The sequence below is a fragment of the uncultured Polaribacter sp. genome, from assembly GCF_947501385.1.
In the GTDB taxonomy this organism is placed as follows: domain Bacteria; phylum Bacteroidota; class Bacteroidia; order Flavobacteriales; family Flavobacteriaceae; genus Polaribacter.
This window is the reverse complement of record NZ_CANMVP010000009.1, coordinates 127978-140883: the sequence shown is the minus strand read 5'-3', so window position 1 is coordinate 140883 and position 12906 is coordinate 127978. Positions and strand designations below refer to the sequence as shown.

At 32.6% G+C, this 12906-nt stretch carries 13 protein-coding genes and 1 pseudogene; 2 read left to right on the top strand and 12 right to left on the bottom strand.

All coding sequences use genetic code 11. From position 1 onward, the window contains the following. The first annotated feature begins 4 nt into the window (after window positions 1-4). Window positions 5-1534: a G-D-S-L family lipolytic protein gene (locus Q0998_RS07895; RefSeq protein WP_299668547.1), complete on the top strand. Its 1530-nt coding sequence runs from the start codon at window positions 5-7 to the stop codon at window positions 1532-1534. Window positions 1535-1586: 52 nt separating this feature from the next. Here the strand turns inward: Q0998_RS07895 and Q0998_RS07890 are convergent, their stop codons facing one another. The 3 genes from Q0998_RS07890 to Q0998_RS07880 form a co-directional block, all read right to left on the bottom strand. Further along, window positions 1587-2003 (bottom strand): hypothetical protein, encoded by a 417-nt coding sequence (locus Q0998_RS07890; protein WP_299668545.1) that lies wholly within the window; start codon window positions 2001-2003, stop codon window positions 1587-1589. Between the two features lie 68 nt (window positions 2004-2071). Beyond that, the gene (locus Q0998_RS07885) at window positions 2072-3154 is read right to left on the bottom strand and encodes a zinc metalloprotease (RefSeq protein ID WP_299668543.1); all 1083 of its coding nucleotides are present in this window, start codon (window positions 3152-3154) and stop codon (window positions 2072-2074) included. A gap of 236 nt (window positions 3155-3390) precedes the next feature. Then, complete coding sequence (locus Q0998_RS07880; protein ID WP_299668541.1) at window positions 3391-4605, bottom strand: cysteine desulfurase; 1215 nt, start codon at window positions 4603-4605, stop codon at window positions 3391-3393. Window positions 4606-4704: 99 nt separating this feature from the next. Between Q0998_RS07880 and Q0998_RS07875 the strand changes: the two genes are divergently transcribed. Beyond that, window positions 4705-6027 carry a serine hydrolase gene (locus Q0998_RS07875; RefSeq protein ID WP_299668539.1) on the top strand — a complete coding sequence of 441 codons (1323 nt, stop codon included), beginning with the start codon at window positions 4705-4707 and terminating at the stop codon, window positions 6025-6027. 5 nt (window positions 6028-6032) lie between these two features. On the opposite strand, the gene Q0998_RS07870 is transcribed toward Q0998_RS07875, so the two are convergent. The 9 genes and pseudogenes from Q0998_RS07870 to Q0998_RS07830 all read right to left on the bottom strand — a co-directional run bounded on the left by Q0998_RS07870 (window position 6033) and on the right by Q0998_RS07830 (window position 12882). Continuing rightward, window positions 6033-6659, bottom strand: coding sequence for a metallophosphatase domain-containing protein (locus Q0998_RS07870; protein ID WP_299668537.1), 627 nt, complete (start codon window positions 6657-6659; stop codon window positions 6033-6035). 153 nt (window positions 6660-6812) lie between these two features. Further along, complete coding sequence (locus tag Q0998_RS07865; protein WP_299668534.1) at window positions 6813-7016, bottom strand: hypothetical protein; 204 nt, start codon at window positions 7014-7016, stop codon at window positions 6813-6815. A gap of 106 nt (window positions 7017-7122) precedes the next feature. After that, the gene (sufD, locus tag Q0998_RS07860) at window positions 7123-8436 is read right to left on the bottom strand and encodes a Fe-S cluster assembly protein SufD (protein ID WP_299668532.1); all 1314 of its coding nucleotides are present in this window, start codon (window positions 8434-8436) and stop codon (window positions 7123-7125) included. A 48-nt stretch (window positions 8437-8484) separates the two neighbouring features. Further along, entirely contained in the window at window positions 8485-8874 is a 390-nt protein-coding gene (locus Q0998_RS07855) for a four helix bundle protein (RefSeq protein ID WP_299668530.1), read from the bottom strand. A 31-nt stretch (window positions 8875-8905) separates the two neighbouring features. Beyond that, a complete protein-coding gene (sufC, locus tag Q0998_RS07850) occupies window positions 8906-9652 on the bottom strand; it encodes a Fe-S cluster assembly ATPase SufC (protein ID WP_299668528.1) in 747 nt (248 codons plus the stop codon). A gap of 41 nt (window positions 9653-9693) precedes the next feature. Continuing rightward, window positions 9694-10530: an N-acyl homoserine lactonase family protein gene (locus Q0998_RS07845; protein WP_299668525.1), complete on the bottom strand. Its 837-nt coding sequence runs from the start codon at window positions 10528-10530 to the stop codon at window positions 9694-9696. A 130-nt stretch (window positions 10531-10660) separates the two neighbouring features. After that, a complete protein-coding gene (sufB, locus tag Q0998_RS07840; protein WP_299668522.1) occupies window positions 10661-12106 on the bottom strand; it encodes a Fe-S cluster assembly protein SufB in 1446 nt (481 codons plus the stop codon). A gap of 39 nt (window positions 12107-12145) precedes the next feature. Then, window positions 12146-12538, bottom strand: a pseudogene (locus Q0998_RS07835) (four helix bundle protein). 14 nt (window positions 12539-12552) lie between these two features. Next, the gene (locus Q0998_RS07830) at window positions 12553-12882 is read right to left on the bottom strand and encodes an iron-sulfur cluster assembly accessory protein (protein WP_299668519.1); all 330 of its coding nucleotides are present in this window, start codon (window positions 12880-12882) and stop codon (window positions 12553-12555) included. Between the last annotated feature and the right edge of the window lie 24 nt (window positions 12883-12906).

The window sequence follows — 12906 nt, the reverse complement described above, 5'->3', positions numbered from 1 at the left end:
TTTTATGAAAAATTATAAATATATAGGGCTACTACTTTTGTCAATTGGAGTTGCATCTTGTGATGTAAATAATGAATTAGATCCAATTGAAGTAGAGACAGTAATATATCCAGAAGCTACATCAGGTTCTGCAGATTTCTCTAATTACGTAGCACTTGGTGCTTCTTTTTCTGGGGGAGTTGTAGATGGAACTTTATTTTTAGCAGGTCAAGAAAGCTCTTTTCCAAAAATGATGGCAAACCAAATGATTGCCATGGGTGGTGGAGACTTTATTCAGCCTTTAGTGAATGATAATATTGGAGGTTTAACTTATGGCGGGCAAGTTATTGCTGAACCAAGATTATATTTTAATGGTGCTGGTCCAGTTCGTTTAGATGCTACACCAACAACAGAAACAACAAATAAGCTTTCAGGTAAATTTAATAACTATGGTATACCAGGTGCGAAAAGTTTTCATATGGTTGCTCCAGGATATGGAAGTATACCAGGTGTTTTAGCTGGTACAGCAAACCCGTATTTTGCTAGAATGTCTAGTTCTGAAACTACAACTGTTTTAATAGATGCGGTAGCACAGGGACCAACTTTTTTCAGCATTTCCGAAATTGGAGGTAATGATGTATTGTCTTATGCTACTTCAGGTGGAACAGGAACAGTACAAACTACAAATGTAGATGCAAGAACTTATAGTGGAAACGATATTACCTCACCTATATTATTTGAAAATGTTATGAACGGTATGGTAACAGCCTTAACTTCAAATGGAGCTAAAGGAGTTATTGTAACAGTACCATCAATTGTAAATTTGCCTTTCTTTACAACAGTTCCTTATAATCCAGTACCAATGAACGCAGGTACTGCAGCTGCTGTAAATGCAGGTTATGCAGTTTATAATGGAGGTTTACAAAGTGCTTTTGCAGCTTTATCTGCAACAGGTCTGTTTACTCAAGAAGAATTAGATAAAAGAACAATTTCTTTTGCTGAAGGTCAAAATGCAGTAGTAATTGTAGATGAAGATTTAACAGATTTAGGAGCTATTAATGGAGCTTTTGCTGCAATTCCAAAATATAGACAAGCAACTGCTGAAGATTTCTTAGTATTAACAAGCTCAGGGTTTATAGGAACAGCTGTAGGAGGAAACCCACAGTTAATTAATGGAGTATCTGTACCTTTAGAAGATAAATGGGTGTTAACACCAGAAGAAAAGACTGCGATTCAATCAGCAACAGATGCATATAATGCAAGTATTACAAGTATTGCGAATGCGAATGATTTAGCAGTTACAGATTTAAATGTTATTTTAAATGCTGCGGCATCTACTGGGGCTAAATTCGATGAATTTTCTCTTACTACTAGCTTTGTATCTGGTGGTTTAGTGAGTTTAGATGGAATTCACTTAACGACAAGAGGCTATGGTTTAATGGCTAATAAAATTTTAGAATCTATAGACGCTAAATACGGGTCTAACTTTGTAGCATCTAACAATGTTAATACAGCAAAAGATTTACCAGTTGTTTATTCTCAGTCTTTCAGATAGAGTAAGTTTATTTCATATAAAATAAAAAAAGTTGAGCATCCGCTCAACTTTTTTATTTGGTATATTTTACCAATAATACATACAATTCTAAAAGTTCTTTTGGTGGGTTTTCATGATCAAATTCAGAGGAGATAAAAGTGTCTTCAGAATTTATAATCTTTATTGTGGCTGCTAAGGCTCCGTCTGAAAACCTTTTCGTGCTTGGTGCTTCTAAAGAGCTGATTTTAGAAAGGTTTAGTTTTTTTACTTCAACTACTATATTCTGAATTTCTTCCTCTTTTAAAGCTGTTGTTTTTTCTAAATTGAATGTCTTGTAGAAAATAGAATCATTCTCGACTTTAATTGAAAGGAAACTGCCTCTTGTTTGTGCCTTGTATTCAATAATAATATTGTTATGCATCTCCTTTTGAGCAGCACAAGAACTTATTATAAATAGAATAAATAAGGAAATCTTATACAAATTTTTCATAGGTTTAGAGCTTATTATAAATAAAAAAGACGCCTTAAAAGGCGCCTTTAATATAGGGGAATTATTTATTAGTTTCCAGCTAAAGAAGCTCTTGCTCCACCAGCAACAAGAATAGCTCTCATTCTGTTACGTTGGCCGTCTGTAAACATGTACATACAAGCATCGTTTGTATAATCCATATAATTCATCGTCATATCTGGAGTTTTACAGTTTACCGTTGGGTACGATGGACAACCATAGTTGGGTCCATCAGAACTTGGTGTATCTGCAACAAAATCATCTTGACGACATCTTCCATCACCCCAAATATGGCGTAGGTTTAAGTAATGTCCCACTTCGTGAGTTGCAGTTCTTCCTTTATCAAAAGGAGCAGCAACAAAACCAGTAGTACCAAAATATTGAGGAGAAATTACCACACCATCTGTAGCTGAGGCTCCACCAGGAAATTGTGCATATCCTAAGATACCACCACCAATTTCAGCAACCCAAATATTTAAGTGAGTACTTGGTGTTACTGGAGGATAGGCTGCTTTTACTTCGTTTCTTGTTCCCCAAGAGGTTCTTGCATTAGCATATCTAAAAGTATTGGCCAAGGTAAATTCTATTTCAGCATCTGTTGCATCATTTGCAAAAGTAGTTCCAGAAGGTAAATTTAAATCGTTGTTTGTTTTTCTAAAATCTTCATTCAATACATTAATTTGAGATGTAACTTGTGCATTGCTAATATTCTGATTAGAATTGCTATATACCACATGTACATATACTGGAATGTTAACAATTCCTAAACCATCGTTTATAGGGGCAACATCAACATCTGTAGTACCACCACCACCTCCAGAACCACCACCACCGTTGGTTGGTTTTCCTTTACCAGCTAAAAATTTTCTAGTTGCATGTTCTACGTCATACATTTTTTTATATAAACCAGGAATTTCGTTTAGCTGTCTGTTTAGAACTTCCATAGAATAACAATTTTTATCTTTGCCCTTTTGAGCGGTTTTAGATAAGTCTTGCGCATCATCTGTAAATAAATAGAAATCTGTCATGTCAACAGTTACTTGTTGTTCATTTGGAATTTCTGTTGAGTTTTCTTGACAACCGATAAATGTAGCGCCTACGAAAAGTAACGCTAGTAATCCTTTTTTAATCATGTGAATTGAGTTTTGGGGTTAAAAATAATTAGTTAGTTTTTGTTAAAATCAGTTAAAAATTTAAGGAATATTTGCTTTAATTGTTTAAAAAATAACAAAAATACAATAAAATGTTTAAAATTTTAACGATACGAATATACATTCTTTTTTCAAATAAAAAAATTTTCTTTCAAAAACCCCAAAAAAATACCTCTTGAGGTTCTCAAGAGGTGGTTTAAAAGTATATTTTCTATGGTTTAAGAAAGCATTAAAACAGCTTTTTTAAGTGCTGTGATAAAAATAGCTATTTCTTCTTTTGTATTGTAAAAAGAGAATGATGCTCTAATAGTTCCAGGAATTTTGTAGAAATCCATGATGGGTTGTGCACAATGATGTCCTGTTCTTACAGCAACACCTAATTTATCTAAAATTGCGCCAATATCATACGGATGAATTTTGCCAACGTTAAATGAAATTACAGCCGTTTTTTCTGCTGTTGTGCCGTATATTTTTAAACCTTCAATTTTTAATAATTCTGAAGTACCATAGTGTAATAATTCTTCTTCGTAAGTAGCAATATTGTCAAAACCAATTGAATTCATATAATCTAAGGCGGCACCAAAGGCAATTCCTCCACAAATATTTGGTGTACCCGCTTCAAACTTATGAGGCAAACCTGCATAGGTTGTTTTTTCAAAAGAAACCGTCGCGATCATTTCTCCGCCACCTTGATAAGGAGGTAGTTTTTGCAACCATTCTTCTTTTCCGTACAACAAACCAACTCCTGTGGGTCCGCATAATTTATGAGCAGAAGCTACATAAAAATCTACATCTAAAGCTTGTACATCTGGTTTTATATGAGGTGTGGCCTGTGCGCCATCAATAAGTACTGCCGCACCAAATTGATGTGCTTTTTCAATAATTTCTTCAATAGGATTTACTGTTCCTAAAGCGTTAGAAACATGATTACAGAAAACAAGTTTTGTTTTTTCATTCACTAAATTATGATATACATCCATCTGTAAAGAACCCTCTAAGTTCATAGGAATTACCTTTAAAATGGCACCCGTTTTCTCGCAAAGCATTTGCCAAGGCACAATATTAGAATGATGTTCTAAAGCAGAAACAATAATTTCATCTCCTTTTTTTAAAAGTGAAGAAAACCCAGAAGCTACCATATTTATACTATGCGTGGTTCCTGAAGTTAAAATAATTTCAAAAGCATTTTTTGCATTGAAATGATGCTGAATTTTTATCCGTGCTTCCTCATATTTATCCGTTGCTTCTTGACTTAATGTATGCACACCTCTATGTATATTCGCATTGTAATTGCTATAATAATCTACAATAGTATCTATGACAATTTGTGGTGTTTGCGAAGTTGCAGCATTATCAAAATAGATCAAAGGTTTCCCATGAACCGTTCTTTTTAGAATTGGGAAATCTTCACGAATTTTATCAACATTCATCATACAAAACATTTTATATGACAAAGATAAAGGATGTAGATTTAAAGTTTTCATAAACTGAATATGAATTTCTTATTTTTACATCATTAAATTATATTTTAAATGAAAATATTAAAACGAATACTTCTTCTTTTAGTCGTAATTATAACAATTTTTGTAATTTATAACTATCCAAAATTGAATATGTTAGCGGGCTATTCCGCTAAAAATACAGCTTCATCTGTTTTTCTTGGAGAAAGAACACTCGCATTTACAGACCAGACAGATAATAGCTTTTCACCAGTAAATCTAGCTACAGATAAAGTAGATAAAGGAAAAAAATTAGCAACGTCTTCAGCATTCGGTTTGTTAACCAGAAAAGCTGTTTATAGAAAAGGTTTGGGAAGTGTTTTAATTTTAGATGAAAGTGATGTTGAGGCTGATTATTTAGTGCCTATAAGAACCAAACCAGATGACAGCACTCCTTTTCCTTTTGGAAATGGAGCACAAAAAGATTCCGTTTTTAAAAATATAAATTATTCGCAATTAGAAAAAGCGATGGACTTTCTATTCGAAGAAGAAAACCAAACACGCGCTGGAGTTATCATTTATAAAAATCAAATTATTGCAGAAAGATATGCAGACGGATTTGATAAAAACTCAAAGTTATTAGGTTGGTCTATGACCAAAAGTATCACTGGAACAATATTCGGAATTTTACAATCTCAAGGAAAAATAAATGTTCAAGACCTTGCACCAATCGAGTCGTGGCAAGATGATGAAAGAAGTAAAATTACAATTCATAATTTACTTCAAATGAATTCTGGTTTAGAGTGGGATGAAAACTACGATGAAATTTCTGATGCAACAAGAATGCTTTTTTTAGAGCGAGATATGACCAAAGAGCAACAAAGAAAAGAATTGGTTGGCAAACCCAATGCCACTTGGAATTATTCTTCTGGAACTACGAATTTATTATCAGGAATTATCAAAGATCAGTTTAAAACGCATCAAGAATATTTAGATTTTTGGTACACAAACTTAATAGATAAAATTGGTATGAATTCTATGGTGATTGAAGCAGATTTATCTGGAAATTATGTGGGCTCTTCGTACGCTTGGGCAACCGCAAGAGATTGGGCGAAATTTGGCATCTTATATTTAAACAGAGGAAACTGGAATGGTGAACCTATTTTTGATGAATCTTGGACAGATTATGTTGTAGACCCAACACCTACATCAGATGGTTGGTATGGCGCACAGTTTTGGTTGAATTCATCAGGAAGATACCCAGATGCTCCTAAGAACATGTTTTTTGCAAGTGGTTTTCAAGGACAAAATGTATATATTTTACCGGATGAAGAATTGGTCATTGTACGTTTAAGTTTGACTAAAAAAGCAAATCAAAATGAGTTTTTAAAAGGAGTTTTAAAGAGTATTCAATAATATAGTTAAACTTCTATATGTACTTCGATAGGTGTATTCACACTTTTGTATCTATCATCCAATAAAGAAGCATTTACAAAGATGGTTTCATTTTGAGTAATTTTACCATAAGCTTCATGAATGTGCCCAAAAACGTGTAATTTAGGTTTAATTTCTAGCACCTTTTTTTTCAGTTCTTTGCAACCAGCATATTCCCCACTTTTTGTAAGATCTAAAATTTTGTGTGGTGGTCCATGTGTTATTAAAACATCTGTGTCTTTAGGAATTAAATCCCAATGTTTTTTTATTTCTTCGCCTCTATTCCTATTAAACGCCCAATTAAAAAAAGTGGGTTGAATTGGTGATCCCCAGAATTTTATTCCATCAATCTCGCAGCCAGAGTCATTCAAATAGATAAGATTCGGAATTTCTATTTGCATTTTATTTTTTGCGACTTCCTCTAAGTAGAAATCATGGTTTCCAGCGATAAAAATTTTATGTTTATGTGGTTGAGATTGAAACCATTTTATAAAACTATCAATTTCTCTTTTTGTGCCTCTTGCAGAAACATCACCAGCATGAATTAAAACATCACCACTAGGAGCTCTAAAGTGATGATTGCCATGTGTATCTGAAATTAGAATAATTTTCATTTTTAAAAAAAGTGTTTATTTTTAATTGCTTGTAGCTTTATTAAATTTTAGTTCTTTAAATGAATTACCTAAAAACTATAGCTAAAAATAATGAGCTCGATTGATGATCGAGCTCATTGGTATCAAAATATTGAAATAAAATTGTTTGACGTACTAACTTTTTCCTTTTACTAATCCTATTGCTATTGCTACAATTCCTAGAACAATAGTAATGTAAGCGTTTGTGTTGTCTTGTGCTGTTACTAAATCTACATCACCAATAGAAACTTGAGCTTCTGGTTGAATCATCGTGTAAATTCCGTAGCCTAATAAAATAATTCCGGCAACTAGTAATACTGTTTTAATTGTTTTATTCATGATTTTTGGTTTTTTTAAAGGTACAAAAATTTTAAGAATCACAAAAAAACCACGCTTCTAAAACTTCAGAAGTGTGGTTTTTTATGTATAGAAAGTATCTCAAATACTATAAATCGAATCCTATTTTTACGTTTAATTTTTTAGCAATAATGCTTGCAATTCTTTGTTTTACTTCGGGTATTTTAACACTTTCTAAAACGGTATTTGCAAAAGCAAACATCAATAAAGCCTTTCCTTCTTTCTTCGGAATTCCACGTTGCTGCATGTAAAACAAAGCATCGTCATCTAATTGACCAATCGTACAACCGTGAGAACATTTTACATCATCTGCAAAAATTTCTAGTTGTGGTTTTGCATTAATGGTTGCTTTATCGCTCATTAAAACATTATTGTTCTTTTGATATGCATTTGTTTTCTGCGCCTCTTTATCAACAATAACTTTACCATTAAAAACACCTGTAGAACGGGCATCATAAATGCCTTTATAATCTTGGTGACTTTCACAGTTTGGCTCTATATGATGTACCAAAGTGTGGTGATCTACGTGTTGCTTCCCATCAAGAATTGTAATTCCTTTTAAGATAGAATCGATGTATTCTCCTCTTTGATAAAAGTTTAAGTTATTTCTAGTGATATTTCCTCCAAAAGAAAAAGTATGTACAGAAACAATACTGTTCGACTTTTGTTCCACGTAAGAATTATCCACTAAAGAAGCATTCTCATCATCATTCTGAATCTTATAGATATCTACAGTTGCATCTTTGGCTGCAAAAACTTCAGTAACCGAATTTGTTAAAACCGGATTTGAGGTTAAACTTTGATGACGTTCTATAATTTGTACATGTGCATTTTGTTCAACCACAATTAAATTTCTTGGTTGTAATAAGGTTGCCACTTCAGAGCCTGTTGTAAAATTAATGATTTGAATTGGCTTTTCTACCTCCACATTCTTAGGAATGTAGATATACGCACCTTCATTAGCAAAGGCAGTATTTAAAGAAGTTAAGTTGTCTTTTTTAGCTATTTTATTAAAATAATTTTCAATAACAACTTTGTATTTTGGTTTGCTTAGAGCCGCAGACATTAAACAAACATCAAAAGTATCGTGGGTGGTTTCAGATAAAAAAGAGCTGTATTTTCCATCTATAAAAACCAATTTATACGCATCGATATCATGTATAAAATATTTTTTTACGTCTGCTAATTCAATAGCATTTTCTTTATTAGGAAATAAGCTATAGTCTTGCTTTAATACTGAGTTTAAAGAAGTGTATTTCCAAGCTTCTAATTTCTTAGAAGGAAAGCCTAAATCTTCAAAATTCTGCAACGCTTCAGAACGAATTTCATGCACATCAGAATTGGTGTCTACACGATTTTCAAACGCTACATATGATGATAATAATTTGTCTTTTAATTCCATTTTTCTATAAGTTTCAGGTTTAAAGTTTCTTTAGTTTCAAGTTGTTGCTTACTTGAACTTATTCCCTTTAAAATCTTTTTTGTTTAAATAGCTGATAAAATTTGCTATTCTTTTACTCAACTCTTCACACGCACTAATTAATTGTTTTAATTGTTCTTCAGAAATATATTCTGAATCAAAAAGTCTGTAAGATTGTGAGCGTGTTTCTCCTGCAGAACCTTTGGCTATTGATAAATATTGTCTAAATTCTAAATTTCCATCTCGTTCAAAACCTTCTGCGATGTTGTCCATAACGGAACCCGAAGAAGCTTTTATTTGATCTTTAAAACGATAATCATTTTTTAATTCTGTATTTTTTGAAATGGAGATAATTTGCTGAGATAATTTTCTAGCAAGTTGCCAAATTTCTAAATCTTCAAATCTTCTAATCGTTGCCAAAACCTGAAACTTTAAACAATAGAAACAATTTTTATGCTAATTCTTTAATCCAATCGTATCCTTTTGCTTCTAACTCTAAGGCTAAGGAAGCGTCACCTGTTTTTACAATTTTACCATCGTGTAAAACGTGTACAAAATCTGGAACGATGTATTCTAACAAACGTTGATAATGCGTAATAACAATTACAGCATTGTCTTTAGATTTTAGCTTATTTACTCCGTTTGCAACAATACGCAAAGCATCAATATCTAAACCAGAATCTGTTTCATCTAAAATAGCTAGTTTTGGTTCTAACATGGCCATTTGAAAGATTTCGTTACGTTTTTTTTCTCCACCAGAAAAACCTTCGTTTAAAGAACGTCCTAAGAACTTTCTATCAATTTCTAGTAATTCAGATTTTTCACGAATCTTTTTTAACATGTCTTTTGCAGGCATGTCTTCTAAACCTTTCGCTTTACGAGTTTCGTTAATAGCCGTTTTTATAAAATTGGTTACAGAAACTCCAGGAATTTCTACAGGATATTGGAAAGATAAAAACACACCATTGTGCGCTCTTTCTTCAGGAGCAAGCTCGCTAATGTCTTCACCATTCAACTCAATAGTTCCGTTGGTAACTTCGTAATCATCTTTACCAGCAATAATATTAGCCAAAGTACTTTTCCCTGCACCATTGGGACCCATAATTGCATGCACTTCACCAGCTTTTACTTCTAAATTTAATCCTTTTAAGATCGATTTATCGTCTATACTTGCTTGTAAATTTTCTATTTTTAACATCTTTTATTTGCTATATGCCTTAAGCTGTAAGCTCTAAGCGTTTACTTTTTTAATATATTTTCTAATTTTTCGAAATCTTTTGGTGAATGTTGAATAATAACTTCTGCATTTTTTTCTTTTGCAAAAGCTTCAAACAACTTCATACTTTCTAAAGTTTGCGCTACATTATAATTGAATGAAGGAACTCCTTTATTGGTTCTGTTTTCTTTAAAATGATACAAATCTCCTGTTAGTAAGATTGGTTTTTCTAGTCCTAAATCAACATATAAAACTTGATGTCCAACGGTATGACCAGGCATGTATTTGATAACTACTGTTCCGTCGCCAAAAACATCATAATCTCCATTTAGTTTTTGAACATTTTTTAATTCTGAAACTGCTGGGTTTTTTACTTCTAAAGAATCTCCAGCAACTGAATTGTACTCATTTTCTTGCACCAACCAAGTTGCATTTTTCATGTAATTTGCATGCCCTGTATGATCAAAATGCGAATGCGACATGGCAAAATATTTAAAATCATCAATTTTAAAACCAATCGATTTTAATTGATTTACTAAAGAATCTGGTCTACGAATTTGATATACGCCACTTGGTTCGTCATAAGGGGTTTCCATAACCAATTGTTCTGGCAAGCCAGCATCCCACATGAAGTTTCCTTTTGGGTGAGAGATTACATAATATGCATCTGTAAATTGTTTTGTTTGGCCTGTATAGGTTGTGTCTTGTGAGAAAACTTCTAATTTTTTCACTAAGATAGAACCGCCCACTAATTGGTGTAATGTAACTTTAGGCTTCGAAATCTCGTCCACCTTTTTTTCTGATTTTTTACAGCTTACAATACTAATTGCAATTGCAAATAAGAAAAGTATCTTTTTCATTTGGTAATTTGACTTTATTTTCCTGCAAGGTCTTTTTTTGACCTTGTAGGTATAATCACTTATTTATTAATATACCTACAAGGTTTTCGAAACCTTGCAGGAGGGTTTTTGAAACCTTGCAGGAAAAATTTTAACCTACGGAGCCTTCTAAACTAATTTCCAATAATTTTTGAGCTTCTACAGCAAATTCCATTGGTAATTTGTTTAATACTTCTTTGCTAAATCCGTTTACAATCAATGCGATCGCTTTTTCAGTATCAATACCACGTTGGTTACAATAGAACAATTGTTCTTCACCAATTTTACTGGTGGTTGCTTCGTGTTCTATTTGTGCCGATTTGTTTTTTACTTCGATGTACGGAAACGTGTGAGCGCCACAATCATTTCCCATCAACAAAGAATCACATTGAGAAAAATTACGTGCATTTTCTGCTCTCGAATTTATCTGAACCAATCCTCTGTATGAGTTTTGAGATTTTCCCGCAGAAATACCTTTAGAAATAATGGTAGATCTGGTGTTTTTTCCCAAATGAATCATTTTTGTACCTGTATCTGCTTGCTGATGATTGTTAGTTACTGCAATCGAGTAAAATTCACCCACAGAATTGTTTCCTTTTAAAATACAAGAAGGATATTTCCAAGTTACAGCAGAACCCGTTTCTACCTGTGTCCAAGAAATTTTTGCGTTGTTTTCGCACAATCCTCTTTTGGTTACAAAATTGTAAACGCCACCTTTTCCTTCTTTATTTCCAGGATACCAGTTTTGTACGGTAGAATATTTAATTTCTGCATCATCCATTGCAATTAATTCTACAACGGCTGCGTGCAATTGATTTTCATCTCTACTTGGTGCTGTACAACCTTCTAAATACGAAACATAACTTCCTTTGTCTGCAACCACTAAGGTTCTTTCAAATTGGCCTGTTCCACCTTCGTTAATTCTAAAATAGGTTGATAATTCCATCGGACATCGAACCCCTTTTGGAATGTAACAAAAAGATCCGTCAGAAAAAACTGCCGAATTTAATGCTGCATAAAAGTTGTCTGTAGTGGGTACAACAGTCCCTAAATATTTTCTTACCAATTCTGGGTGTTCTTGAATTGCTTCAGAGATTGGCATAAAAATAATGCCTTTTTCACCCAATGTTTTCTTAAAAGTAGTAGCGACAGAAACAGAATCCATTACAATATCTACCGCAACATTGGCTAATTTTTTTTGTTCGTCTAAAGAAATTCCTAAACGTTTAAAAGTGTCTAATAATTCTGGATCTACCTCATCTAAAGAATTTAATTTGGGTTTCTTTTTGGGTGCAGAATAATAAGCAATGTCTTGAAATTGAGGTTTTTCATAATGAACATTTGCCCATGCTGGTTCCTCCATTTGTTTCCAAACTCGAAACGCTTCCAAACGCCAATCAGTCATCCATTGTGGCTCGTTCTTCTTTTTAGAAATAGCACGCACTACATCTTCACTTAACCCTACAGGAAATGTATCACTTTCTATATCTGTATAAAACCCATACTTATATTCTTGGGTTTTTAATTCTTGTTCTAAATCTTCTTCAGTGTATTTCATAATTCAAAGTTCCTTATTTAAAATTCAAAGTTGTAAATGTTAATCCTTATATTTACTTCCTTTTAAATCACCTTTTTTCAAATAATTGATAAAACCACCAATCATTTTACTTAAAACAAGTGCTTGTTCTTTTAATTTAGTAAAATCTTTTTCGTTTATATAATTTCTATCAAAAACCCTGTATAATTGAGACCTTGTTTCGCCACAAGATGCTTTTGCTATTGATAAAAATTAAATAAATTCTTTATTACCATTTCTTTCAAATCCTTCTGCAATATTGCCCATTACTGAACCCGAAGAACCATCAATTTGGCTATATAATTTGTAATCTTTCCTTAATTCTGTGTTATTTGCAACTATATTAATATCATTACAAAGAGTTCTAGAAAGTTTCCAAATTTCTAAATCTTCGAACATTTTAATAGTTGACATAACTTTGAACTTCTTTATAATGAGAATGACTCCCCACAACCACAAGTTCTGTTTGCGTTAGGATTGTTAAATACAAATCCTTTTCCGTTTAAACCACCAGAATATTCTAATGTGGTTCCAACTAAATATAAAAAGCTCTTTTTATCGACAATAATTTTTACATTATTTTCTTCAAAAACCTTATCGTTTTCTTCTTGTTTGTTATCAAAAGTTAAATCATAAGATAAACCAGAACAACCACCGCTTTTAACGCCAACTCTCACATAATCTGTTGTAGCATCAAAACCGTCGTCGGTCATTAATTCTATAACTTTTTTCTTTGCTGTATCTGAAACTTTTATCATAATTTTAAATAGATTAAATCTAAA